18 protein-coding genes and 4 tRNA genes are annotated in these 25,654 nt (G+C 69.9%); 11 read left to right on the forward strand and 11 right to left on the reverse strand.

The annotated features are described in order from the left end of the window. The first annotated feature begins 191 nt into the window (after nt 1–191). The 4 genes from AB0N07_RS26985 to AB0N07_RS27000 all read left to right on the forward strand — a co-directional run bounded on the left by AB0N07_RS26985 (nt 192) and on the right by AB0N07_RS27000 (nt 7,742). Entirely contained in the window at nt 192–3,146 is a 2,955-nt protein-coding gene (locus AB0N07_RS26985; protein WP_365839316.1) for a lantibiotic dehydratase, read from the forward strand. Beyond that, nucleotides 3,143–4,417, forward strand: a complete 1,275-nt coding sequence (locus AB0N07_RS26990; protein ID WP_365839318.1) for a lanthionine synthetase C family protein — start codon at nt 3,143–3,145, stop codon at nt 4,415–4,417. The genes AB0N07_RS26985 and AB0N07_RS26990 overlap by 4 nt, the downstream gene beginning before the upstream one ends. Before the next feature lie 21 nt (nt 4,418–4,438). Further along, nucleotides 4,439–6,520, forward strand: coding sequence for a methyltransferase, FxLD system (gene fxlM, locus AB0N07_RS26995; RefSeq protein ID WP_365839319.1), 2,082 nt, complete (start codon nt 4,439–4,441; stop codon nt 6,518–6,520). A gap of 88 nt (nt 6,521–6,608) precedes the next feature. Continuing rightward, nucleotides 6,609–7,742, forward strand: coding sequence for a hypothetical protein (locus AB0N07_RS27000; RefSeq protein ID WP_365839321.1), 1,134 nt, complete (start codon nt 6,609–6,611; stop codon nt 7,740–7,742). Between the two features lie 6 nt (nt 7,743–7,748). Here the strand turns inward: AB0N07_RS27000 and AB0N07_RS27005 are convergent, their stop codons facing one another. From AB0N07_RS27005 to AB0N07_RS27025, 5 genes are all read right to left on the reverse strand, one after another. Further along, complete coding sequence (locus AB0N07_RS27005) at nt 7,749–9,464, reverse strand: relaxase/mobilization nuclease domain-containing protein (protein WP_365839323.1); 1,716 nt, start codon at nt 9,462–9,464, stop codon at nt 7,749–7,751. Further along, nucleotides 9,461–10,204: a MobC family plasmid mobilization relaxosome protein gene (locus AB0N07_RS27010; RefSeq protein ID WP_365839325.1), complete on the reverse strand. Its 744-nt coding sequence runs from the start codon at nt 10,202–10,204 to the stop codon at nt 9,461–9,463. Before AB0N07_RS27010 ends, AB0N07_RS27005 begins: the two co-directional genes overlap by 4 nt. A 171-nt stretch (nt 10,205–10,375) precedes the next feature. Then, on the reverse strand, nt 10,376–11,302 hold the full coding sequence (locus AB0N07_RS27015; protein ID WP_365839327.1) for a DUF2637 domain-containing protein: 927 nt from the start codon (nt 11,300–11,302) through the stop codon (nt 10,376–10,378). Nucleotides 11,303–11,743: 441 nt separating this feature from the next. Continuing rightward, nucleotides 11,744–13,018 (reverse strand): DUF3631 domain-containing protein, encoded by a 1,275-nt coding sequence (locus AB0N07_RS27020; RefSeq protein WP_365839329.1) that lies wholly within the window; start codon nt 13,016–13,018, stop codon nt 11,744–11,746. A 233-nt stretch (nt 13,019–13,251) separates the two neighbouring features. After that, nucleotides 13,252–13,482, reverse strand: a complete 231-nt coding sequence (locus tag AB0N07_RS27025) for a hypothetical protein (RefSeq protein ID WP_365839331.1) — start codon at nt 13,480–13,482, stop codon at nt 13,252–13,254. Nucleotides 13,483–13,576: 94 nt separating this feature from the next. Between AB0N07_RS27025 and AB0N07_RS27030 the strand changes: the two genes are divergently transcribed. Then, the gene (locus AB0N07_RS27030; RefSeq protein WP_365116243.1) at nt 13,577–14,263 is read left to right on the forward strand and encodes a helix-turn-helix transcriptional regulator; all 687 of its coding nucleotides are present in this window, start codon (nt 13,577–13,579) and stop codon (nt 14,261–14,263) included. Further along, nucleotides 14,260–15,810: a site-specific integrase gene (locus AB0N07_RS27035; RefSeq protein ID WP_365839333.1), complete on the forward strand. Its 1,551-nt coding sequence runs from the start codon at nt 14,260–14,262 to the stop codon at nt 15,808–15,810. The genes AB0N07_RS27030 and AB0N07_RS27035 overlap by 4 nt, the downstream gene beginning before the upstream one ends. A 996-nt stretch (nt 15,811–16,806) precedes the next feature. On the opposite strand, the gene AB0N07_RS27040 is transcribed toward AB0N07_RS27035, so the two are convergent. From AB0N07_RS27040 to AB0N07_RS27065, 6 genes are all read right to left on the reverse strand, one after another. Further along, nucleotides 16,807–17,376, reverse strand: a complete 570-nt coding sequence (locus tag AB0N07_RS27040) for a hypothetical protein (protein ID WP_365839334.1) — start codon at nt 17,374–17,376, stop codon at nt 16,807–16,809. 437 nt (nt 17,377–17,813) lie between these two features. Continuing rightward, nucleotides 17,814–17,886: transfer RNA gene (locus AB0N07_RS27045), tRNA-Lys, on the reverse strand. A gap of 99 nt (nt 17,887–17,985) precedes the next feature. Beyond that, nucleotides 17,986–19,569: an amino acid permease gene (locus AB0N07_RS27050; protein WP_365839336.1), complete on the reverse strand. Its 1,584-nt coding sequence runs from the start codon at nt 19,567–19,569 to the stop codon at nt 17,986–17,988. A gap of 336 nt (nt 19,570–19,905) precedes the next feature. Then, nucleotides 19,906–22,101, reverse strand: coding sequence for a DEAD/DEAH box helicase (locus AB0N07_RS27055; RefSeq protein WP_365839337.1), 2,196 nt, complete (start codon nt 22,099–22,101; stop codon nt 19,906–19,908). 217 nt (nt 22,102–22,318) lie between these two features. Further along, nucleotides 22,319–22,840 carry a hypothetical protein gene (locus AB0N07_RS27060; protein WP_365839338.1) on the reverse strand — a complete coding sequence of 174 codons (522 nt, stop codon included), beginning with the start codon at nt 22,838–22,840 and terminating at the stop codon, nt 22,319–22,321. A gap of 76 nt (nt 22,841–22,916) precedes the next feature. Further along, on the reverse strand, nt 22,917–23,267 hold the full coding sequence (locus tag AB0N07_RS27065) for a metallopeptidase family protein (RefSeq protein WP_344403389.1): 351 nt from the start codon (nt 23,265–23,267) through the stop codon (nt 22,917–22,919). Between the two features lie 85 nt (nt 23,268–23,352). Between AB0N07_RS27065 and AB0N07_RS27070 the strand changes: the two genes are divergently transcribed. The 5 genes from AB0N07_RS27070 to AB0N07_RS27090 all read left to right on the forward strand — a co-directional run bounded on the left by AB0N07_RS27070 (nt 23,353) and on the right by AB0N07_RS27090 (nt 25,634). Further along, nucleotides 23,353–24,924 (forward strand): metallophosphoesterase, encoded by a 1,572-nt coding sequence (locus AB0N07_RS27070; RefSeq protein WP_365839340.1) that lies wholly within the window; start codon nt 23,353–23,355, stop codon nt 24,922–24,924. Between the two features lie 80 nt (nt 24,925–25,004). Then, nucleotides 25,005–25,077 (forward strand) — tRNA-Glu (locus AB0N07_RS27075). A 41-nt stretch (nt 25,078–25,118) separates the two neighbouring features. Next, nucleotides 25,119–25,193 (forward strand) — tRNA-Asp (locus AB0N07_RS27080). Between the two features lie 24 nt (nt 25,194–25,217). Further along, a tRNA-Phe gene (locus tag AB0N07_RS27085) sits at nt 25,218–25,291 on the forward strand. Between the two features lie 157 nt (nt 25,292–25,448). Then, entirely contained in the window at nt 25,449–25,634 is a 186-nt protein-coding gene (locus AB0N07_RS27090; protein ID WP_365839342.1) for a DivIVA domain-containing protein, read from the forward strand. The last annotated feature ends 20 nt before the right edge of the window (nt 25,635–25,654 follow it).

Here is a 25,654-nt window from a genome sequence, read left to right on the forward strand (position 1 = left end):
GGGGCCCCCGCCCCCCCGCGCGGCGGCACCAGCGCCCGCCCCCTCACCTACGGAGGTACTTGGTGGTTGCTTCGCCTGCAGCGTTCCGCACCGGTTCCACCGCTCTCGTGCGCGCTGTGGCCCGGCCCTCGCTGCCGTTCCCGCCATGCCCTGACCTCGATGACCGCTCGCACAGTGGTTCATCTGCCCGCGTGGCGTGGCTACGCGCGGTCTGGGCGAACAAGGACGTCGCCGAGGCACTCCGGCACTCCAGCCCTGTCCTGGCCGCGCAAGTACGGGCCCTGTGCACGGCTGAGCATCCCGCCCTCCGTGATGTGCAGCGCGCAGCGATGTCCGTGTCCCGCTACCTCCTGCGGGCACAGCACCGTGCGACACCCTTCGGCCTGTTCGCCGGCGTGGCCACCGCCGAGTTCGGCCCGCAGGCCCGGGCCGACTGGAGCGAGGAGCACGTGGCCGTCGGCCGCGCGGGGGCAGAGTGGCTGGCTGCCGTGGTTGAACGGCTGGAGTCGTGCCCAGACCTCCTCGAACGGCTACCCGTTGTCGTCAACAACACCGTGACGTACCGGGGAGACCGGCTCGTCGTGCCGTTCCAGTCCGACGTCCAGGACGACCGGACTCGCACGGTCGAGGCATCCCTGGCCCTGACCGAACCGGTGCGCGCCGTCCTTGCCGCGGGCCGACTACCGATCCGGTTCGGCATCCTCGTGGAAAAGCTCCAGGCGGAGTTCCCCGAGGCCGGTCCCGAGAAGGTGCGTCAACTGCTGGCGGAGCTGATCTGGCGGCGGGTGCTGATCACGGGCCTGCACGCTCCGAGCACCGAGACCGATGCCCTCGGGTATCTGGTGAGCCAGCTCGACGTGATCGACGCTGGAAGCCTCGCCCCGGTCGCGGAGACAGTACGCGAACTCCACGCGGTCCGGGCGGGCCTGGAGGAGTGCGCCACGCACGGCGGCCGGGACAGCGTCGCGGCGCGGATGCGAGACCTCGTCCCTGGCCTGCGTCGCCACCCCGTCGCGCTCGATCTCCGCCTGGACGCCCAGATCGTTTTGCCGGAAGCGGTCGCCCAAGAGATCGAGCGGGCCGCTCTCATCCTGACCCGCTTGAGCATCCGCCCGTACGGGACCGCCGCCTGGAACGCGTACCACCAGCGGTTCTACGAGCGGTACGGCATCGGCACGATGGTGCCGCTCGCGGAGGTCGTCGCGGACAGCGGCACCGGCTATCCCGACGGCTACCCGGGCGCTCCGGCCAGCGTGCGCAGGCCCCGCGTCTCCGCTCGGGATGACGCCCTCGTACGTCTGGCGCAGGCCGCCGCGCTCGACGGTCGTGACGAAGTGATCCTCACGGACGAACAGATTGAGGCCCTGGACGTGGGTCCCGACGAGCCTCGGCTGCCGCCGCACTTGGAGATCGGGGTGCGGGTGCATGCGGCCAGCCTGGAGGATTTGCAGCGCGGGCGGTTCCGGCTGGAGGTCGTGAACGTGTCCCGTGGCGCCGGCGTCTCCACGGGCCGATTCCTCAGCGTGTTGGCCCCCGCCGACCGGGATGCCCTGGTCACAGAGCTTGCCGACCTCCCAGCCTCAGACGGCAACACCATGCCCGCGCAGCTTTCTTTCCCGTCCCTGCTCCCCGAGAGCGCCCACGTCACCCGCTCCCCGCAGGTGCTACCCACCGTGATCAGCCTTCAGGAGCACCGCGCCCCGCAGGACACCGTCCTGACCCCGGAGGACTTGGCTGTGGGGTGCGACGGCCGCCGCATGTACCTCGCCGTCCCTGAGCGAGGCCACCGCGTGGAGGCCGTCGGGATGCACGCGCTGAACCTCCGCACCCACACACCACCACTGGTGCGGTTCCTCACCGAACTGTCCCGCGCCCAGTGCGCGCAGGTAACCGTCTTCGACTGGGGCGCCGCAACCGCGATGCCGTTCCTTCCACGTCTGCGGTACGGCCAGACCGTGCTGGCCCCGGCACGCTGGCGGCTGGAAGCGTCCGAACTGCCCGGCCATGCCCGTCCTCGGGCTGAGTGGGACGCCGCTCTCAGCGACTGGCGTGCCCGGCGGAGGCTGCAGCGCCGCGTCCATCTCGTAGAGGACGACCGGCGCCTCTTCCTCGACCTCGACGAGGCCGGCCACCGTGCGCTCCTGCGCCGACACCTGGACCGTACGCGCCTGGCCGTACTCGTCGAGGCCCCGGAACCAGATGCGTATGGCTGGTGCGGCGGGCGAGCCCATGAGGTCGTGGTGCCACTCAAAGCAACCAGGCCGTCGCCATGGCCGCCACTGCCAGCCCCCAGCCGGGCCCGTGCCCTGTCTGCGGACCAGATGCAGACGCCTGCCTCTTCCTCGGTTCTTCTGGCCGCCCTCTACGGCGACCCCCGCCGCCAAGACGTCTTGGTCTCCCGGTACTTGCCCGGTCTCCTCGAACAGCTCGGCAACCCGCCGTGGTGGTTCATCCGCTTCCGAGACCCGGACCAGCACCTCCGCGTACGCATCGCCCTCCCCGGCCCGCAAGCCTTCGCCGACACGGCTCGAACGGTGAGCGCCTGGGCCGACGAGCTACGAAGCATCGGCCTGCTGGCCGACCTGCGCTATCCCACCTCCTACCGCGAGATGGGCCGCTGGGGCTCCGGCGCCGCATGGGAGGCGGCCGAGGAGGTGTTCCGGGCGGACTCGCGCGCCGTCCTGGCCCAACTTGCCCAGTCACACCGTCCGGGCCAGCGGACGCTGGTGGCGGCCCACACGGTCGCTATCACCTCCGCCTTCCTCGGCACCACCGAGGCTGGGATGCGGTGGCTGATCGACCATGTCCCGCCGACCGCACCGGTGGCCGTTCCACGCCCGCAGTTCACCCAGGCCGTACGGCTCGCCGACCCGCGCGACGACTGGTCGGCCCTGCGCAGTGTCCCAGGCGGAGACGCCATCGTGTCCGGATGGGCCGACCGGGAAGCGGCACTCGCCGCGTACCGGCCGCACCTGCCCGGCCCGGACACCCAAGGCATCGCCCTCGACGACGTCCTGACCTCCCTGCTGCACGTCCACTTCGTACGTCACGTCGCCGTGAACTTCCCGGAGGAGGAGGTATGCCTCTACCTGGCACGCGCCGCCGCCCTGGCTTGGACGGCTCGCACCAGGGGGAGGGCCTCGTGACCACCCACCCCGCGCTCGGCCTGGTCGAGGCCATCGCCGCCCACCTCGCCAACCCCGACACCGTGGCCCTCGGTCCGAGGACGCTGTCCTCGGACCGGCAGCATCTTGCCTACGGCCCGCCCGGCATCGCGCTCCTGCACATCGAGCTGGCCGCGAACGGCCTCAGCCCGTGGCACCGCGCCCACGACTGGCTCGCCGCCGCCTCCCGGCAACCGCTCACCAGCGGCCCAGACAGCCACCCCTTCTACGGAGTGCCCGCCTTCGCCCACGCCCTGACCTGTGCGGCCGACCACCTTCCCGGCTCCTACCAGCGCGCCCTCGACGCGATAGACGCCCAGGTCGCAGTCGACGTCGAGCGCCGTCTCGAAGCCGCACACCGCCGCATCAACGCCGGACGCCTGCCGCAACTCGCCGAGTTCGACACCATCCGGGGCCTCACCGGATACGGCGCCTACCTACTACGCCGCAACCCCGGCAGCTCCACGATGCGCGCCGTTCTCGATTACTGCGTACGCCTCACCGAACCGATCCCCCACCACGGCGAGAGCCTTCTGGGCTGGTGGACGGAGACCGGGCCCTCGGGCAGCCCGGACGACCGATTCCCCGGCGGGCACGCCAACACCGGTATGGCGCACGGCATCGGCGGCGTGCTCGCGCTCCTGGCCCTTGCCGCTCGGAACGGCTCCGTCACCGATGGGTACCACGCAGCACTACGCACCATCCTGGCCTGGCTGGACCGCTGGAAGGGGGAGGCTGAAGGCGGACCGGGCTGGCCGTACTGGGTCACTCAGGGAGAGCTGCGAAGCGGGCGTCTCGCCCCGTCCGCGCCCCGGCGGCCATCCTGGTGCTACGGCACCGCCGGCCTCGCCCGCGCCGAGCAACTTGCCGCGCTTGCCCTCGGCGACACCCGCCGCCAGATTGCCGCGGAGAACGCACTCGTGGCCGCTCTTACCGACCCGGAGCAGTTGAAGGCCACGACGGACACCGGCCTCTGCCACGGGTTCGCCGGCCTCGCCCACGTCGCCGCGCGTACGGCCGACGACGCCCGCCCCTCGACCGCGGAGAAACTCCGCGCCGCGATCCCGGCTCTCCTGGCTGCGGTCATCCCACCGGGCTCCGACCGCGAACTCACGGCCATGGCGCTCATCCAGGACGAGGAAAGCGGCCCCGGCCTACTCGACGGCGCCGCCGGCATAGCCCTGGCCCTCCTCGCGCCCAGCACCGCCACACCACCCCGGTCCGCCTGGGACGCCTGCCTCCTCATCGCTTGATCCACCGACCGAAGGACCTCAATGCCTCCCGACCGCTGGCAGCAGCACAACATCACCTTCGTCGACCGCGAGATCGCCCGGCGCACCATCGCCGAACGCCTCGGCCCCACCCTGATCGAGGCCGAGGCCGACGGGCAGCTCACCGGCTGGTGGTTCATGAACAAGCAACCCTGGCCGCTGCGTTACCTCGCGGACAAGCCCTCACCAGCCATTGAGTCGCTCTTGAGCGATCTAGTCGGCGACGGCGTGGCCGTGTCGTGCCTGCCCTGCGTCTACGAGCCCGAGACCGACGCGTTCGGCGGCCCGGAGGCCATGGACGCAGCCCACGAACTGTTCCACAGGGACTCCCGCCACCTGCTCACCTACCAGCCGAGCCCGATGCACTTGGGACGCAGGGAGACCGCCGTCCTGCTGGCGAGCGCCATGATGCGCGGCGCGGGACTCGACTGGTTCGAACAGGGCGACGTATGGGCGAAGGTCGCGGCCCTTCGACCGGCCACCGCTCCACAACCGCCCGAACGAGCCGCCGCACTGGCTCCGGCCATGCGCAAGCTCATGACCGCCGACGCCCACAGCCTCTGCCGCCCGGATGGCCCACTCCCCGCTCACGAGGAATGGGTGACCGCCTTCGAACAGGCCGGCGCCACGCTCGCCGACCTCGCAGCCCGCGGCGCCCTCACCCGCGGCCTGCGAGCCGTCATCGCCCACCACCTGATCTTCCACGCCAACCGCGCCGGTCTCCTCCAGGACGACCAAAGCGCCCTGTCCCACATCGCACGAGAGGTAGTCATGGGAACGAGTGACCACACCGAACCGTCCACCGAGGCAACGACCGACGCCGCTAGCGTCAGCGCGGTGAACACCGACACGATCACGACCCCCACGGTGGACGCCGAGCGCCTCCGCAACGCCCTGGTCGACCAGCTCCGCGTGGACGGACACGCCCGCACGCCCGCCGTCGAGACCGCGTTGCGGACCGTACCCCGCCACGTGTTCGTGCCCGACGCGTCCCTCGAAGACGCCTACGCCAACGCACCAGTGCACATCAAATACGACACCGACGGCACGTCCATCTCCTGCGCCTCCCAACCAGGCGTCGTCGCCCTCATGCTGGACCAGCTCGAAGCCCAGCCCGGCGAGCGCATCCTCGAACTCGGCGCCGGCACTGGCTACAACGCCGGTCTACTCGCCCACCTGGTCGGCGAGAACGGACACGTGACCACCCTCGACGTCGACGAAGACCTCGTGGAAGGCGCCCGCACGCACCTCGCCGCCGCCGGGATCACCAACGTCCAGGCCGTGACCCGCGACGGGGCGCTCGGCTACGCCGAAGCAGCGCCGTACGACCGGATCATCGCCACCGTGGGCGCGCACGGTGTGCCGCACGCCTGGCTGCAGCAGCTTGCCCCCGGCGGTCGGCTTCTCGTCCCCCAGCGCCTCAAGGGCACGGTGTCCCGCTCCATTGCCTACGAGCAGCGTGACGGGCGGTGGGTGTCCCTCGGCAGCGAGATGAACACCTTCATGCCGCTTCGGCGGGGCATCGCCGACGACGACCGCCGAGTGATCCCGCTCAGCACGGACGGCACCGTACGACTCCAGGCCCCCGCCGGACTCAACATCGACGCCGACGCCCTCGCAGGTGTACTTGACCAGCCGCGCACCGAGGAGTGGACCGGCATGACGGTCCGCGCCATGGAATCGCCGGAGTGGATGGAACTGTTCCTCACCTGCTCCCTGCCCTCCGGCCTGATCCGGATGCTGTTCCCTCAGAGCACCAAGGGCACTCTGCTCACCGAGGATCCCTACCCCTCGTCGACCGCCGTCGTCGACAAGGGCGCCGTCACCTACCTGGCGCGGCGGCTGTCGGAGAAGAGGACCCCCGAGGGCGGCAAGCTCTGGGAGTTCGGCGTCATCGGCCACGGTCCCGGCAGCGACGAACTGGCCGCGAAGGTCGCCGACGCCATCCGCACCTGGGACCGCGAATACCGCAGCCACGAAGCCACATTCGAAATCCAGCCCCTCGACGCCCCCAGCATCGAGCGGCGCCCCGGCCTCTTCGCTCTCGACACCCCGCTGAACCGCATCATCGTCGACTGGCAGTGACGCCCCACGCGTAGCGGACGGTGCCCGTCGCCACATGGCTGGCGGGCACCGCCGCCTCAGCATTCCTCACTCTCGACAAGGGGGATCCATGGACCCACACGGCTCCACAGCCCAGCGCTTCCCGCTCGTCGCCCGATTCCGACCCGCCTGCCTGCCCCTGCCTGAACGCGTACGCGCACTCGCCGACCTGGCCGACACCGCGGCGAAAGAGACTGACCAGGGGCTCGCATCGGCCGTCTACAACCAAGCCGCGCTCATCGCCTCCGACCTCGGCCTCCCCGACCTCGCCCGCGAGATGTGCCACCAGCACGCCGCCGCCTACCTCCACGCCTGCCCCCTGCCCGGCATGAGCGCGATCCGAGGACTGGAACCGGTCGTCAACCTCGCTCGCCTCCAGATCCGCGCCGGTCACGCCGATGAGGGTCGGCAGCGACTCCTCAACCTGTACAAGGCCGTCGAGGCAGGCGCAGCCGCCCGGTTCGAGCACGTCACCGTCCCCTCGAACCTCACTGCGACCGGCGAAGACCGCCAGGAGGTTCGCGCGTGGCTGTGGCGCGTCCTCCTCGCAGACGGCACGCGCACCCTCACCACCGAGGGACGATGGGCCGAAGCGCTGGCGCACATCGAGGCCCACCATGGCATCGGAAAGCGGATGCTCGACGGTCGGCAGGTCGCCGTCCTCGCCGCTCTCGTTGCGGGTGACACCGCGTGGGCCGCTGCCCTCCTTGCCGACACGATGCCCGGCGCCCCATGGGAACAAGCCGTCACGACATGCCTGACCGTCCTATGCCGCCGAGACGCCGGGCAGCCGATCGACGGGCACCTGGCGGACCTGGTGACGGTCTACTCCGGACGGAAGACCGAACCCGGGATGATCGTCTTCGACACCCGGCTCGGACTTACGGTCCTCGACGCGATCGGTTCCGCCGAGGCGCTCACCGCGCACAGCATCGTCGAGGACCTCCACCGCAGGACGACGGACACCGAAGACGGCTATGCGGCCCGCGAAATCTTGGCTCACCCTCTGTACACCGAGATCGCCACGGACCGGCAAGTGCAGAACTGTCGCGCGCTGGTGCGCGCCTGCGCCCTCGGCTCAGGGGCCCTCCCGGACGAGCTGCGAGGAGAACTGACGGCGGCTCTGCGCGCCAGTGATCGCGTGATCCGGGAAAGCCTCGCACGTTCCTCCGATCCCGGAGGAACGCAACCCCTGCGGCTCTGACGGTGTCTAACGGCGCCGTCGGTGCTGCTGTTCGGCAGGCGTCGTAGTCGTCGATGGAGTCTCACCGTTTTGGATCTGCTGGACGCGGACCGAGGGTGTGATGGTCGAGCGTCGGCGGGCAGCTTCAGCGCGGCGGTTCGGGGCAGGGTTCCGGCCGGTGTACTGAATACGGGTGATCAGCACCCGGGCAGGTTGGCGGGCGCTGGTCAACTCGCGCTGGGCAGCAGCCTCCTTGAGGAGCTGGTGGGGTTGGTGGCCGCGGGCTTCGGCGTCGGCGAGGACGGTGGCAAGTGCCGGCCAGACCGGGTCGGCGAGGATGCACTCGGCGTGGTCGGGGACGGCTGCTCGTACGTCGTTCGCGAGAACGCGGCGGGTTTGCTCCCTGGGCGGTCGGGCTGTGAGTTCGGCGAGAGTCGGAGCAAGGGCACGGTCGGCGGCCATCTGGAGGTGCTGGACGGCCTGGCGGGCGGCGTCAGCCTGGTGGGCGTGGTTCTTCGCTTCGTGCCAGCGCCTGGCGACGATGGCGGCCCAGACGAGGGCTGCGACCATGGATGCCAGCGCGCTGCCGTCGGGGCCGGTGGCGGTGTGGACGATGTCGCGGGCCGCGCTGCGCAGGGCGTGGGCGGCGCGGTCTTCGGCTCGGATCTGGGAGCGCTGGGCTCGGGCGAACGCCTTGGCGGCGGCCTGGAGTTCGGTGCGCAGGTTGGCGGGTGCCTTCTGGGCGGTGGCTTCGAGCAGTTCACCGAGGGCGGTGATGTGGGCCTGGGCGTGGGTGTCGTCGGCGAGGTCGGTGTGGAGGGTGTCGAGGGCGTCGGTCGCTTGGTGCCAGGGGGTGCTGGGGTGGTTGCGGCGGGCGGTGGGGTGTTCCTCGGGCCGGCTGGATTCGAGGCGGGCCGTGATCTTGGGCAGGGAGAGGTCGGGGGAGATCTTGCTTCCGGGGTGGTAGATCTGCTCGCCGGCCTCGTTGACGTCGCCAGGTCGGCCGGCGGCGTAGCCGAGGAGGTCGCCTGACGGGCCGCGCCGGACCTGGACCTCGACGCCGCTGGCTTCGAGGTAGGCGATGAATTCCTCGGCGTTGGTCACGTGCGGGATGGCGGCGCGGATACGGTCCTGGAGCCATGCAGGGCTGGGCTGTTCCCAGCCGAGGCGTTCGGCCTTGTGCATCTCGGCCTGCGTGGGCCGACGGGCACCGGTACGGTCCCCCTTCTTCAGCCGACGCAACCCGTAGTCATTCTCGATCTCACGGCAGGCATCACCGACGCGCAGGCCGCTGTCGTGGAGCTTGGGGCGGCGGCCGTCCTCGCGGACCGTGGTGGCCAGGATGTGGATGTGGTCGTCGGCGTGACGTACGGCAATCCAACGACAGGCCAGGTCGTCACCGGGCGGAGCGATGCCGGCGGCCTGGACGATGCGCTGGGCGATCTCGCCCCACTCGGCGTCGGAGAGGTAGCGGTCCTCGGGCGCTGCGCGCACGGGGCAGTGCCAGACGTGGTCGGTGACCTTCTGGCCGAACTCGCTGTTGCGCAGCAGCACGGGGGCATCGAGGTAACGGGCGAGTTCGGTGAGGGTGGCGTTCTCGTCACGGCCGGGGTCAGGCATGCCGAACATGGCGAACCCGGCCACAATGTGCGGGTCGAGGTGTTCGTCGTGGCGGCCAGGGCCGTAGAGGTAGGCGAGCAGGCCGCGGGTATTGGCCCCGGCCGGTTTGATGGCGGCGATCACGCGGCTGCCTCCGTCTCCGGGGCGGCGGGCTGACGGAGGGCCTCGGCGATCAGCTCCAGCAGGTCGTGGAGTTCGGTGAGGCGTTGGCGGATGTCGGGTGGGGTGTGGTCGCTGTTGAGGGCGCGGGCGATCTGGTTGACGTTGACGCCGATCCGGTTGAGCTGGCGCAGGACCTGGGCGCGGAAGTGGTGGGTGCGGCGGCGGTCCTCGGACAGGGGCAGGTTGGCGGTGAACCGACCGGTGATGAAGGCGACGACCACGTCGGCGGCGAAGCCGCCCTCGCCCTTGTAGCCGTGCTCGGCAGTGGCCTCCTGGAGGAGGGCGAGCTGATCGGTCGTGAAGCGCAGGGGGCCGACACGCTCCTTGCGTTTGTCTCCGGTGAAGCGGCGGATCGTGGGCTGGACGCTCTTCACGACGGGCTCACCGCCGACGCTCTCGGCGGTGTCGGTGGCACGTACGGGACGCAAGGTCTCGCGCTGGACGGTGCGGAGCGTGTCCTCGTCGGGGCTGCCCTCGGTCCCGACGTCCTGGCCCGGCGCCCCCTGGCGCTGGGCCTCCTCCGCCACCCCCGGGGCGGAGACCCCCGAAGACCGGCTGTGAGTCGGACTCGGGGTACTACTGGCTCCGCCCGGGGCGGCCCGTCCGAACGCGCGGCGCCAACGGTCCATCCGCGTAGGGGACTTCGTCAGCGTCGGCAGCTCGTCGGGCGTGTCCTCGGAGTGGAGCGGGTCGTGCGTCATGGACGGTTCTCCGGAGAAGAGGTGGGAGGGCGTGCGGGTCACCGCAGAGATCAGGTGGAGTTCGGGCGGCTGCCGCCTCGTCCACAGGTGTGGACGTTTGTGCGTTGCGCGGGGCGGTAATCGGCGGGCCGGATGACCGGAAGGGTTCCGGTCATCCGGTGGCGGTTCCGGTCAGTCGCCGGGCCGGTCGGTCTCGGCTGGGGCTTCGGGTTCGGCCCGGAGGATGTCCATCACGTCGGTCAGCCGCTTGCTGCCGATCGTCAGCCCTTTGTCCTCAACTGCCGTACGGACGACCGTCCGGGTGAGCTTGCCCTGCTCAGCGGCTGCAGCCCGGCCGATCTCCACGAGTACCTCAAGCGGGGCGCCGGGCGGACGCCCACCGCGCGGCTTGCCTGCTGCGGCATCGGCGGGCGATTCCGGCGGCTGGACGGATGCGGCGGTCGGCGGCTCGGTGGTCCGACCGGGCTGAACCAGTAGGCCGGCAGGCCGGACGCCCTCGGCCGGAACCTCGACAGACGGGTCAACTGCGGTGGCCGGCGCCCCGGCGGGGTGGACGGATGGGGTGGACGGTGGTTGCGGCACCTGCGCTGAATCGGGGGCCGAACGGTCGACAGCAGGCTGTGCGACGAGTTCGTGGATCTGCCGCATCAGCACGCCGAAGGCCACCATCGCGGCGGCCGGGGGAACCGCGGCGACCACGTAGTCGAGCAGCGGCACGCTGCTGACTTCGCGCGTGCCCGTCACCCCGGCCACGTTGAGCCCGATGGAGCCGACCGATCCGATGGCGGTGACGCTGATGGCCCATTTGTCGGTGACACGGCGCAGGCCCGCACGGAGCATGAGCAGCTCGCCCGCGACGATGAACGCGTCCAGCGTCGCGGGCCACGCCCATCGGCGGGTCGGCGAGTCACGGAGTCCGTGCTGGGCGGCGACCTCGGCCAGGTGTGCGTAGGAGAGCCAGAACGCACCTGCGGTCAGGGCCGCGATGACGATGCCGGCCGCACGGAGCACGTACTGCTCCGCAGGCAGCTTCGCCTTCGCCAGCTGCTCCAGACCGGGCTGATCATCCCTCGGCGGACGGTCTGGGCTACGAGACATGAGAGGGATCCTCAAGCGAGGTACTCCTGGGGTAGTGGTGTGGTGCGTCTTTGCCGTCTTGGCCGTTGCAAGCGCAGGTCAGAGCAGGTACGGCAACCGCCTTGGCCCTCCGTCCTGGCGGGTGCCGCCTGCGTCGTGTTCCGAGTCGGAACACGACGCAGGGGCGTCCTGCAGGGCTTCGTTGCGGATGGACCGTGTCCCGAGTCGGGACAGAAGCGTTGCGTCGTCCGTCCCAGCGGGCGGGGCTGTGACCTGCGGTGATACGGCAGGACGGCGGGGGACGGCGGGGGACGGCGCAAGACGGATGAGGGCGGCGTCTTGGCGGCGGACTGCGATGGTCGATCGCGGTGCCGTCTTGGCCCTGGTTCCCGTCTTGGCTGCATGCCCTTTGACCTGCGAGATCACGGCAGGGACGGCAGGGACGGCAACCGGGAGAGGGCCTCAGTCCTCGCCGCGAGTGATGTCGGCGTCGACGGGGTGGACGGCGGGGCAGTACCGGCGCCAGGCGTCGAGGAACTTGTTGCGCATGTAGCCCTTGCGCTGGGTCCGGTCGGCCATGCGCACGTTGCCGGACTTGATCTCGTACGCGCGCAGCATCCTGCCCAGTTCGCGGGCGTCCAGCCCGCCGCGCCCCCATTCCGCCCACGGCGCCTCGGGGTCCTGGCGCAGGTGGTGGAGGAGTTCCTCGGTGGACAGGCTGTCCACCTCGCGCTGGGCGACGAAGACCCGGCGGATGTCGGCGAGGATCCGCGCACCGCTGGGGTGGTCCTCCTCGGCCGCCTCTTCGGCGGCGACCATCCGCGCACAGGCAACCCGCGCCAGCCGGGGCCAGCAGCCACCGGCCAGGTCGGCGACGATGACCAGAGGTTCCCAGGTGTCCGCAGCGCGGTCCTCGACCGGCATGTCCGGCTCCAGGTCCGCGGCCTCGTCCAGCAGCGGCCTGGCCCACGCGTGCAGACGGTCGCGCAGCTCATTCAGGGCCGGGATGTCACGCCGCGACCGGAACGGCTTGACCTTCTCGCCTTCGGCCCGGCGCCGCATACGGATCACCACTGCCCGGTCCATGACCGTGTCGGGCAGGTCGCCGATCCCCGCGATGGCCGCCATGGCGAACGTAGCGAAGCGGTGCGGGGTGTGGTCGTTGCCGACGACCCGGGTGACGTACCGGTTGCGCTGGTGGCCTGCGTTGAGCAGGCCGCGCATCTCTTCGTTCTTCTCGGCCATCTTCGGGGTGCCGAAGATGGTGTCGGCCTCGTCCACCAGGAGCGTGGGCGGGTTCTCCTCGGTGATCGACCGGAAGATGGCCGCCGGTGTGGTGTTGATGGTGAGCATCGGTTCGTGGACCGTCTCGGTCAGCACGTCGAGGAGACGCGACTTGCCGCACCGCTTCGCCGGGCCCACCACCGCCAGGCGCGGGGCGTGCTGCCACGCGGGCTGTAGGTGCGTCGCCGCCACCCACAGGGTGATCGCGTCCAGGGCCTCCGGCGAGGGCGGGATCACGAACTGGGCGATCTGCGACCGCAGTTCATCCAGCAGCTTGGAGCCGTGGGTCGGTTCCGCATCTGGTATCGCCTCCAGGCCGCTCGGCGTCTCCGCCTCGTCGGCGCCGTCAGCCTGCGCGGCGCGCAGGTGGGCGACGGGTCGGCCGGGGATGGCCGCTGCAGGCCAGACAGCCTGGGCTGGGGCGGAATAGGACTCGGGGTTCTCGGGTTGCACTCGGCAGCTCCTCGTCTGGCGGTGGCGGGCTCGCACGCCCTTGCCGCCGGGTTGGTTCTTCCAGGGCCGTTCGGGGTTGCTCGGGCCTCCGGCGTTGCACCGCCGGGGGCCCACCCCTTTCTCGCGGGCGCCAGGCCATCGCGAGGGAACACGGACCGTACGTCCACACCCGGCAACAGTCCAGCGTTCCTGTGTCAGCTCAGCGCAGAACGGGCTGCTATGACTCCCCGCTCTCACGCGGCCAGGCCCAGCAGAGCCAGCAGGTCGGCGGTCACCACCCGGTAGGCGTTGCCCAGCCGCAGCACCTTGCACGGGTACTGGCCGCGCTTCGCCAGCTCGTACCCCTTGCTCCGCCCGAGCCCCAGCGCCCGATTACCCGTCTCCAGGTCAACTGCGACGGGAAGCTCCAGCAGCTCCTCTCGACTCATGCCCTTCACTCGGCCGGCGAGTTCGTTCTCGCGCATACGCGCTCCATCCATGACTGAGCCCTCGGCGAACACGGCAATCGCGCTCGTCTCCAAGCCATGGAATCAACGTTAGGGAAGCTAATGTGTCCTCATGACACAACAAGGTTGGGATGCTGGAGGGGACGAGGACGACGTCCCGGAGTGGGTGGACCAGGTGATGGCCACCGTGGCCGCCGAAGTCCGCAGACGAAGGAAGGAGCTAGGGATGAGCGCCCAGGACCTGGCGGACCGCTGTGAGGAGATCGGGCACCCGATCCCGCGCAACGTGATCGCCAACATGGAATCCGGCCGCCGAGCCAACCTGCCCCTGGTCGACGTCATCGTCCTCGCCGAAGCCCTGCGGACCTACCCGATCTGCCTGCTCTACCCCGTCGGCTACGTCGACCGAGTCCAACGCCTTCCCCTTCAGCACTCCGAACCGACCTGGGATGCCATGCGCTGGTTCACCGGTGACAGCGAGGACTTCGGCTTGGAAGACGACATGCTCCGTTCCTTCCGTGCCCACGTCCGCCACCAGCGCGCCGCCCTGGCCGCCCTGAAGGGCGAGAAGCACGAGCGCTGGAAGGCCGAGACGGCACCCAACCGGGCAGAACGCGAGGAAGCCGTACTCGCCCAAGCCGACTACGCAGAAAGGGCGTTGGAAGCCAAGTATCGGCTCCGCAGCGCCCGTGCCTTCATCCGCGAAGACGGCGGCACCCCACCGCACCTGCCACCGGAACTCGCCGACGTCGACCCACCCGAGACCGACCCCAGTACCACCGAGGAGAACGATCTTTGAAGGGTTCCACCCACCGCCGCTGCTACTGCCGCGACCCCCACACCGGCAAGCCGCTCGGCAAGAAGTGCCCCAAGCTCTCCAGCCGCAAGCACGGCTCGTACTCCATACGCCAGGAACTCCCGCCCCGAGAAGACGGCACCCGCCGCTCCTTCAGCCGCGCCGGCTACGAGTCCCTCAAGGACGCGCAGGCCGACCTCGACCACCTCCGCTCCCTGCTCGCCCTCGCAGAGAAGGACGACCCGGATAGCCTCCAGCGCCTCGTCGACATGCTGGAAGAAGTCGCGATCGAGAAGGCCCCGCTCCCGGCCATCGAAGAGACCCGACGCCGCCTGAGGGCGGGCCTGGCCCTCCGTGGCAGCCTCACCGTCGGCGAGTGGCTCGACCAGTGGTTCGCCGCGAAGAAGCGCCGCAAGACCACGCTCAACGGCTACGCCTCCCACATCCGCGTCCACCTGAAGCCGCGCATCGGCCACGTACGCCTCGACCGCCTCAACGTCGGCCACTTGGTGGAGATGTTCGACGGGATCGCCGACGACAACGAGGTCATCGCGGCCGAGAACGAGGCCCGCCGCGAGCAGATCGCCCGCTGCAAGCCGAGTAAGCCCGGCCGCCCCGTAGGAGCTGAGCGGAAGCTGCTCGCGGCCGAACGAGCCAAGCTCGCCGAGATGAAGCCGTTCCGGAAGATCACCGGCCCGGCCAGCCGTCAGGCGATCCGCCGCACTCTGCGCGCGGCCCTGAACTCCGCGATCGCGCAGCAGCTCATTACCTTCAACCCGGCGTCCCACGTCGAGTTGGAATCCGGCAAGCGCCCGAAGCCCCTCCTCTGGACCGATGAACGAGTCCGGCGCTGGCGCGAGACGGGCGAGGTCCCCGGCCCCGTGATGGTGTGGACCCCGCAGCAGTTCGGCGCCTTCCTCGACGCAGCCGAAGGCGACCGCCTGTACGCGATCTTCCACCTCATGGGTACTCGCGGCCTCCGTCGCGGCGAGGCGGTCGGTCAGGACTGGCACGAGATCGACCTTGAGGCTGGCCTCATCACTCCCGCCAAGGAGATCGTGGTGGACGGCTGGGACCCCTACGAGTCGGAACCCAAGACGGACGGCAGCGCGAACACGATCGCGCTCGACAGCACGACCATCTCCGAACTGCGCGACCACAAAGCCCGCCAGGAGAAGGATCGCGCGAAGTGGGGCGAAGCCTGGCAGGACACCGGCAAGGTCTTCACTAAGGAAGACGGCTCGTGGCTCCACCCCGGAACGGTCTCCGAGACCTTCCGCCGCATCCTCACCACGACCGACCTGCCGCCCATCACTCTGCGGGACCTGCGCCACGTCGCTGCAACGCTCACGCACGGAGGTGGCGGCGACATCCACGCCGTGAAGGAGACTCTGCGGCACTCCACCATCACGCTGACCTCGGACACGTATACGAGCTTGCTACCTGAGCTGGACCGCGAGATAGCCGAGGCCGCAGTAAGGCTGGTACCCCGCGCCGGCAAGCGGAAGATCAAGGCGAAGGATCGTCGTCCTGGTTCGGCAAGTGGCTAAAACCGCTGCAGGGATGAAGGCACCGGTAGCAACAGATGTCTCTCCCTGTCGGGTCTTCTCCCAAGCCGAGCCTGAGTACCTCCTGGCTCAACTCAATCTTGGTGAAGCGGGCCAAGGGATCTCTGGGCCGGGACACCCAACTCACTTCGTGGAGCTGCAACTCGGACATGACGGATCGCGGAAAGGCGGAGACGGTCTCACCGTCGCTGTGTGAACAGCTACGCGCACCGCAAACGTTGCACGCTCCGTCAGCGTCATGCCGCACGGTGACGTCGTATCGGGTATCGAGCAGGTGCGGGCAGTAATCGATGTCCTGCCCGCACAAGGAGCAATTTCGAGTCGCAGTGAAGCCGACAGACATGCCCCATCTTCTATGCATAAGCGTGAGGCGGCAGACGTCCCAGTAGGTGTCGTCGGAGTACTCGATGTTGCAGTCGAAGAGCCCACCTACGAGAGCTGCGACGTGGTGAGCGTGTCGGTGGGCGAGTTCGGAAAGCTCGCTGTCCTCTAGGAAGTTGTAGGCGTCGATGGCACGGCCCAGAGAGGTGCGTGCCGCAGCTTCCAGGTCCTGCCACGGATCGGTGGGCTGGCGCGTGTCGTGCGGTGTTCGCAGCGAACGCGCCATTGCCATGTACTGGCGGTGGCTCCACCGGTCGGAGGTGGGTGGACCGATAGACCACGGAGACGGCGAGGTGAGTGCTGCGATGTTGGCTCGCAGTCGGCGTCGAGCCTGCGACCACACGCGGATAAGGAAGTCCCGTTGTGCGCTCATCGTCCACAGTCCGCGGCGGTGGATTTCCTCTGTCGTCGATGCCCAGGACGGAAGGTGGTCCAGGGGCAGTCCCCAGGTGAGGGAGATGCTGCGACAGCACTGCCCGTACAGACGCATGGATTCTCGCAGGGCCGTTACACCGTCCTGGTGCAACATGGCCACGCGCATAGGGCCTGATGCCGGGGGCAAAGGCACCCCAGTGCGAATGGCGAGGCCGGAGACTCTCATTCGGTGGTGTCCTCCGGAGCAGCATCGCCGGGGTCTGCCGGAGGAAGCTCGGCACGGGCCGGGTCGAACACGACCGCTTGGATGAGGCTCTCGATGTCTGCCAGCCGGCTGGTGATCTCCAGACCCCGGATGGCCGTTTCGTTCTCGGTCCGGACGATCTCAGCGATCTTGACCGTCACATTCGCCTCGTCGATCTCCTCATCAGGGCAATTGGGCCCCAGTGAGGAGCGTGCCCGCTGCCAGGCAGTCAGAACGATGCTCTTGACCAGATCGGTGGTGAGCGTGGTCGCGACAGCGATGCCAATGGTGGCCACCACCGCGGTGGCGCCGTACTCACTGAGATAGCGGCGGTCTTCTCGCGCGCATGCGAAGTCGATGTCCACGCCACGATGTCGCAGCGTCTTGATCAAGCCGGCCACATCGTCCCGGTAGACAGCCATCCCGTCGATGGTCGAGTCGGGGAGCAGAAGCACGCGGTCGCCCGTGGGGGCAGTCAGCACCATCTCGGGCAGGTCTGCCGCTGAGATGTCCCAGCGTGTCACAGCACCGGTGATCTCTTTGGCCATCAGCAGGAGCCCTCTCGTGATTAAGCGTCGTGCACGTGCCCAAGCCTAGAGCGGCGTGGGATTACGCTGCCCCGCACTCACTAGTCCACTGAACTTCGGTGTTGAGTCGACTGCCGTCGGTCATGGCAGACCAGCTTGGAGGGTGTGGGCTACCGCTCTGACATCGCGGAGAAAACGACGGATGAGCTAGCTAGCTTCGGCTGCGGCCGATCCGTCGGCTACCGCAGCACGGAGCGAGAGGCGCCGCGTCGCTGCGAAGCCTCGCGGACGCGCCGGCGCGAGATCTTGTCAGCACCACCAAACGTGCGGCCCTGATCAAACATCCGCTCACGCATCGCTCACGCAGAGCCCCGGAAACGCCACAGCGCCCAAGCCGACCGAAGCCGACTCAGGCGCTGCGTAGCAGGTCAGAGGGCATATCCTCCGCCTGCAACCCGTAGGCCCTGTGGGACTCGAACCCACAACCAATGGATTAAAAGTCCACTGCTCTGCCAATTGAGCTAAGGGCCCCTGGCGATGTTGCCTCCCCGAGCATAGCCGGACACGGCCGCGTCTCCGATCGGGTATCGGGGACACGGCCGTGCCGGAGGTGAAGATCCAGCCGGAGTGTCAGGGATCTACCTTTTCGGGGGCGTCTGCTGAAGCGCCCCCGGAGGCCGCCGCGCGGGACGCCTCCCTGGCGAGCGTGCGTTCGTGGCCCGGGTTGAGGAACCAGTGCCGGGCCGACGCGCCCCACCATGCCGCCGCGAAGCCGAGGACGACCAGGACGGCGACCGGGGCGTAGTTGAAGCTCTCCCAGGTGACCGGCGAGACCTGGGGCAGCATGAAGAGGACCGTGATCACGCCCACCCACGCCACCGAGACGATGCCGACCGGACGCGACCAGCGGCCCAGGTGCCACGGCCCCCGCACGAAGTCGTCGCCCTTGCGCACCCGCAGCAGCGTCGGGATGACGTACGCGATGTACAGGCCGATGACGGCGATCGACGTCACCGCCGCGTAGGCCGTCACGTTGATCAGATACGGCAGCCCCAGCACCAGCGCCCCGGCCACCGCCAGCCATACCGCGGCCACGGGCGTCCGGGTCCGCGGGCTCACCGTGTGCCAGACGTGCGAGAGGGGCAGCGCGCCGTCGCGTGAAAAGGCGTAGATCATGCGGCTGTTGGCCGTGACCGAGGCCATCCCGCAGAACAACTGGGCGCCGATGACGACCAGGAGAAGCAGTTTGCCCGCCGTGGCGCCCAGGGCGTCCAGCAGGATCTGGGCCGGCGGCGCCCCTGTGGGCGAGGCGAGCTCCTTGTCGTAGGACTGGATGGCGAACGTGAAGCCGAGCAGCAGCACGAAGCCCGCTATCCACGACGTCCAGATGGACTGGACGATGCCCTTCGGGCCGGCCGTCGACGCGTCGTGCGTCTCCTCCGTCATATGGGCGGAGGCGTCGTAGCCGGTGAAGGTGTACTGCGCCATCAGCAGGCCGAGGAGCACCACGTACACCCCGCTGCCCCAGCCCGTGTTGTTCACGAACTTGGTGAACACGAAGGAAGCTGACTGGTGGTGGTCCGGGACGAAGGCCAGCGCGCCGACGATGACGCCGACGCCGAGCACGTGCCACCAGACGCTGATGTCGTTGAGCAGCGCGACGATCTTCACGCCGAAGGTGTTCAGGAGGCCGTGCAGCACCAGGATCCCGGCGAAGAGCAGGACCGTCCGGCCCGGCGTCACCTGGAAGTCGAACTGCAGGTTCAGGTAGGCGCCCAGGAAGGACGCGGCTCCGAAGTCGATGCCCGCCGTCACCGCCACCTGGCCCAGCACGTTGAACCAGCCCGTGAACCAGGCCCAGGCGGCGGCCGTACGCGGGGGCGCGAGTCGGTGGGCCCAGAAGTACAGGCCCGCGGAGGTCGGGTACGCCGAACAGATCTCGGCCATCGACAGGCCGACGAACAGCGTCATCAGACCTACGGCGACCCAGCCCCAGGTGATCACCGACGGGCCGCCCGTGTTCATGCCGAACAGATAGAGGGTGAGGCAGCCGGAGAGGACCGAGATGATCGTGAAGGAGACCGCGTAGTTGGAGAACGCCGACATGCGGCGGGCAAGGACCTGCGTGTAGCCGAGCTGGGCAAGCCGTTCTTCGTCGGTCAACCCCGAGTCGGAGGGTCCCGACTTCCCGCTCGCTATGGCGTCATCTGTCATGCCCCCAGCGATTCCCTCGTCAGAGTCGTGACATGCATCACAGCATGGCCAAAAAATGCCCCTGCCGGCCTGCCCGACGCCCCCGTTCCGCGCCCGCCCGCCGCAGGAACCATTGCCCCTGCCGACGTTGTGGTGAAGGCGCCCAGCGCTGCCCCGCACGACCAGCTCGTTCTTCCCGTCATCGGCGCTCTCGCCGACGCCGACGACCCTCTCGTACGCCGCTCCCCGGACGCCGGAGACCTTTGCGCGGGCCTCCGGCGTCCGGGTCATGCAGCGTGACACGCGAAGGGCCCGTACGACCGAAGTCGTACGGGCCCTCGCTCAGTTCACTCGGCGTCAGCCGTTGCGCTTCCAGCGCGGCTTGTCGTCGCGGCGGCCGAAGGAGGAACCGCCGGTGCCGGAGCCGGTACCGCGGTGGTCGTCACGGCGGCCGTAGGGGCGCTCGTGGCCGCCGGAGCGGAAGCCCGGGCGGTCGCCCTGGCGGTCGCGGTTGAAGGGACGGTCGCTGCCGCGGTGCCCACCGCGCTCGTCACGGCGCTCGAAGGAACGGCCGGCCGGACGGTCGGACGGACGGTCGTCGCGGCGGAAGCCACCACGGTCGTTGTCCCGACGCTCGAAGCCACGGCCACCACGGTCGTCACGACGCTCGAAGGAACGGCCGGCCGGACGGTCGGACGGACGGTCGTCGCGGCGGAACCCGCCACGGTCGTTGTCCCGACGCTCGAAGCCACGGCCACCACGGTCGTCACGACGCTCGAAGGAACGGCCACCACGGTCGTCCCGACGGTCGTCGCGGCGGAACCCGCCACGGTCGTTGTCCCGACGCTCGAAGCCACGGTCGCGGTCGCGGTTGAACCCGCCCCGGTCGTTGTCCCGGCGCTCGAAGCCACGGTCGCGGTCGCGGTTGAACCCGCCCCGGTCGTTGTCCCGGCGCTCGAAGGAACGGCCACCACCGCGGTCGTCACGGCGGAAGCCGCCGCGGTCGTTGTCCCGACGCTCACGACGCTCGTACGACGACGGAGCCTGCGCCCGGTCCCCGTCCTGCGCGGCGGGCTGCTCGGACACCGCCGCCTCGGCCGCCTCGACGGCAGCCTCGGCCACCGCCGCCTGCGCCTCGGCCACCGCGGCCTCCGGGTCCTCGCCGCGCTCGCGGGCGACCCGGGCGACCAGACGGTCGGCCTCCTCGCGCAGCTCGGTCGCGCGCCGCTGCGCCCGCTCCAGCTGCTTGGTGAGGTGCGCGACCTCGCGCTCGGCCTGCTGCGCCGCGTTGCCCGCGGACTCGGCCTGGACCTCGGTCATCGAACGGGCGCCGGTGATCTCGGCGACCTCGGGCTCGAAGGCCGTACCGGAGTTGATGAGGTGACGCCCGGCGTCGACGCCCGCGTCCTCCATCAGCCGGAAGATCTGGCGGCGCTGGTGCGGCAGGGACAGCGAGACGACCGTGCCGGTGCGGCCCGCGCGGGCGGTACGGCCGGCGCGGTGCAGGTAGTCCTTGTGGTCACCGGCGGGGTCGACGTTCAGCACGAGGTCGATGCCGTCGACGTGGATGCCGCGGGCGGCGACGTCGGTCGCGACGAGCGCGTTGACGTACCCGTCCTTGAAGTCGGCGAGCGTACGGGTGCGCGCGCCCTGCGTCATGCCGCCGTGCAGCGCGTCGGCCTTCACACCGGCCTCGCGCAGCTGCTCGGCGATGCGGTCGGCGCCCAGCTGGGTGCGGACGAAGATGATGGTGCGGCCCTTGCGGGAGGCGATGGCCGCGGTGACCGGCGCCTTGTCCTTGGGCTTCACGATCAGGATGTGGTGCGACATGGTCGTGACGTTGCCCTGGGCGCTGTCGACCTCGTGCGAGACCGGGTCGACCAGGTAGCGCTTGACCAGCGTGGAGATCTCGTTCTCCATCGTGGCCGAGAACAGCATCCGCTGACCGCCGGCCGGGACCTGGTCGAGCAGTTCGGTGACCTCGGGCAGGAAGCCCAGGTCGGACATCTGGTCGGCCTCGTCGAGGACGGCGACCTCGACGTTCTCCAGGGAGCAGGCACCGCGGTTGATGATGTCGCGCAGTCGGCCCGGGGTGGCGACGAGGATGTCGACGCCGCGCTCCAGGGCGTAGATCTGGTTGCCCATCGACGTACCGCCGCAGACGACCTTCATCTTGAGGCCGACGACGTCGCCGTAGGGCTGGAGGGCGTCCGCGACCTGCATCGCGAGCTCACGGGTCGGGGTCAGGATGACCGCGCGGGGCTTGTGCTTCTCGGTGCGGCCGCCGGCGAGACGCGCCAGGACCGGCAGACCGAAGGAGAGGGTCTTGCCGGAGCCGGTGCGGCCACGGCCGAGGATGTCCTTGCCGGCCAGGGCGTCCGGGATGGTCGCGGCCTGGATCGGGAAGGGGGTGGTCACGCCGTTCTGCGCGAGCTTGCGCACGACGCCCTCGGGGAGACCGAGGTCCGCGAAGGTGACCTCGGGAGCTTCCACGGCGCCTTCGGTGCCCTCGTTCTCGGGCACGACGACGTGATCAGTACTGGAAATGGACATGCGTAAGCGAAACCTTCCGGAGTCTCGTCGGCACGCGCCCGTCAACTCCGTGATTTCGCATCACGACCGCCTCTATGCGGTCAGCCACGGCAAGGGAGAGAACGCGCCACGCGGCGCTCTCTGCAATGGCGCCGGGCAATGGGATCAAACGATCTACCACCATACGCACCCTGCCCTCCCCGAGGCAAACCGAGCCGCCGAGACGCTCGTCACGTCCCTACGCGGGTGATCCCGCCGTCGGCGCCGGCTCGCGCTCCGCCAGCTGCGGCGACGTCTCCTCGTGCGCCGACGACGACGGCTCGGCGACCGTCGGCTCCGGCGAGGCGGGGGTCGGCTGCTCGGTCGGCGTCGGCTGCGGCTCGGCCGTGTGCGTCGGGGTCGGCGACGCGACGGTCGGCGCGGGAACCCCGGGCTTCTCGCTCTTCCCGTTCCCGGGTTTGCCCGCCGGAGGGGCGGACCGGCCGTCTCCGGCCGACGGCGAGGCCGAGGGGGAGGCCGACTCCCCGCCCTTCTCCTTCTCCCGCTTGCCGCCCCTGTGCTTGCCGTCGGCCGCACCGGCCCCGAACCCCCTGCCGGACACGCCCGACCCGCCGTCGGGCGCCTCGCCGCCCCGCTGCCCCGCGGAGTGCGACGGCTTCGCGCCGCCTCCCCCGTCCTCCCCCACGCTCATGCAGCCGGCGGCAGCGGCGACGGCCATGACCGTGGCGGCCAGGCGGACGGGTACGTACAAGCGGCGCACGGAAAGCCACCTCCGAGGCGGGGGAAGGAGTCAACCTGCCCAACTCCCGCCGCCCACAAGAGGACACGCGCCCCGGTCATCCGTATCCCAGGGCGTGCAGCCGCGCGTCGTCGATCCCGAAGTGGTGCGCGATCTCGTGCACGACGGTCACCTCGGTCTCCGCGACGACGTCCTCCCGCGACCGGCACATCCTGAGCGTCGGCCCCCGGTAGACGGTGATGCGGTCCGGCAGCACCCCGGCGTACCACTCACCCCGGTCCGTCAGGGGAGTGCCCTCGTAGAGCCCGAGCAACTCGGGATCGTCCGCCGGCGGCTCGTCCTCGACGAACACCGCGACGTTGTCCATCAGCCGCGTCAGCTCCGGCGGGATCCGGTCGAGCGCCTCGGCGACCAGTTCCTCGAACTCCTCGCGCGTCATCTCCAGCACAGGCCCATTGTCGGCCACGGCCCGTCCGCAGGAGAGTCATGAATCCACTCGCATATCCACACCCGCACCTGGGCATATGGGACCAATGGCCCGCGTCCCCGCCATCGTCGCCTCCGTACTGAACCGGGTACGCAAGTCCCCGCGCACCCTCGCCCGCCACTACCGCGCCCGCCGTCCCCACCCGACCCTCGAGCTGGTCCGGCAGCCCCACCCCTGGCCCCGCGCCCTGGGCCTGGCCGCCGTGGTCCTGCTCGGTGCCTGGCTGGGGCTGCTGATCGTCGGGAACGTACGGGTGCCGGTCGGCCCCATGGACACGACGATGACGCTGCGCCCGTCCCTCAGCGGCGGCACGAAGATCAACGTCTCGCCGCTCGGCGCCCTGGAACTGAACAGCCACCACGCGCCGCTCCGCCTCGACGTGAACGTCGACCAGCTCGACCCGGTCCGCGCCCAGGCCCTGGTGGACCACCCGGAACGCCTCTCCGGCCTGCAGGACGAGGTCGCCCGCGACGTGGAGCACGGCACCCTCGACGTGGCCCTGCGCTCCTGCATCGCCGTCGTGTCCGGAGCCACGGCCCTGGGCCTCGCGGTCTACCGCCGCCCCCGCCGCGCCCTCGCCGCCGGCGGCACGGCCCTGGCCCTCCTCGTGGCCTGCGGAGCCTCGGTGTACGCGACCTGGAACCCCGACTCCGTACTGGAACCGAAGTACTCCGGCCTGCTCTCCTCCGCGCCCTCGCTGGTCGGCAACGCCCGCAACATCGTCACCGAATTCGACGTCTACCAGAAGGAGTTGGCCCGCCTGGTGACCAACGTGACGAAGCTCTACGACGTCACGTCCACGCTCCCCGCCTACCAGCCGGACCCGTCCACCATCCGTGTCCTGCACGTCTCGGACATCCATCTCAACCCCGCGAGCTGGAAGATCATCGCGTCGCTGGTGGACCAGTACAAGGTGAACGTGATCGTCGACACCGGCGACACCATGGACCACGGCTCGGCGGCGGAGAACGGCTTCCTCGACCCGATCGCGGACCTGGGAGCGCCGTATGTCTGGGTCCGCGGCAACCACGACTCGGACGTCACGCAGCACTATCTGCAGGGCATGAAGAACGTCCACGTGCTGGACGGCGGCCGGGCGGAGACGATCGGGGGCCTGCGCTTCGCGGGCATGGGCGATCCGCAGTTCACCCCCGACCGCTCGAAGACACTGGGAGCCGCCCAGTCGGAGGAACTGGCCGGCGCCCGCCTGGCGACGGACCTGAGCGACCAGAAGAGCGCGGGCACCCCCGTCGACGTGGCCATGGTCCACGAGCCGTCGGCGGCCCGTGTGGTCGACGGCGAGGTGCCACTGGTCCTGTGCGGGCACCTGCACCACGAGGGCGACGAGATCCTCCCGCGCGGCACCCGGCTGCGCATGGAGGGCTCGACGGGCGGCAGCGGCCTGCGCGCCCTGGAGCACAAGTACCCGGCCCCCATCGAGGCCTCGATCCTCTACTTCGACCGCGACACCCGCCGTCTGCAGGCCTGGGACGCGATCAAACTGGGCGGCCTGGGCGAGACGACGGCGGAGGTCACCCGCCACCTCCCCGATGAGAACAAGCCGGGAGCAGCCCCCTCCACTCCCGCCCCGTCAGCACCCTCCAGCTCCGCCCCGTAAACCGTTTTGGCGATACCTCCCGCCATCCCATATGCTTCTCACGTCCCCGACGCGCCGAGAGGCGCCCAGGCGGGCCGATAGCCCTCATCGTCTAGCGGCCTAGGACGCCGCCCTTTCAAGGCGGTAGCACGGGTTCGAATCCCGTTGGGGGCACGTAAAACCGTGTGAGACACTGGTGGTCGCGCACAAAGCTTGGTCCTGTGGAGCAGTTTGGAGTGCTCGCCACCCTGTCAAGGTGGAGGCCGCGGGTTCAAATCCCGTCAGGACCGCTGAGGCTTCCTCGAAAGCCTCGTGGCTGGGTAGCTCAGTTGGTACGAGCGATCGCCTGAAAAGCGATAGGTCGCCGGTTCGACCCCGGCCCCAGCCACAATCCAGGGCCCCCGTCCATCCGGACGGGGGCCCTGATCGTGTCACCTGCAGGTGTTTGCCGGGCGGCTCTGATTTGGGCAGGTCGAGGGTCGATCATGGCGTCCCCTTTGGCTGGGGCTGGAAGCATGACGGCTCCAAACGAACAGGGGGACACGATGGAACCCGAGATCTTCGCCTTCGCGATCGTCCGGCGCGGTTACGACCGCGCCCAGGTCGACGCCTATCTCGCACAGCTGGCCGCGGGCGCGGCCCCCGACGCACCTCCCGCCTTCGACCTCGCCCGCCGCGGCTACGACCGGGCGCAGGTCGACGCCCGGATCGCAGAACTGCGGGCCGGCTGAGGACGACGGTCGGACTGCTT

It is taken from the genome of Streptomyces sp. NPDC051172, assembly GCF_040682555.1.
Classification (GTDB): Bacteria; Actinomycetota; Actinomycetes; order Streptomycetales; family Streptomycetaceae; genus Streptomyces.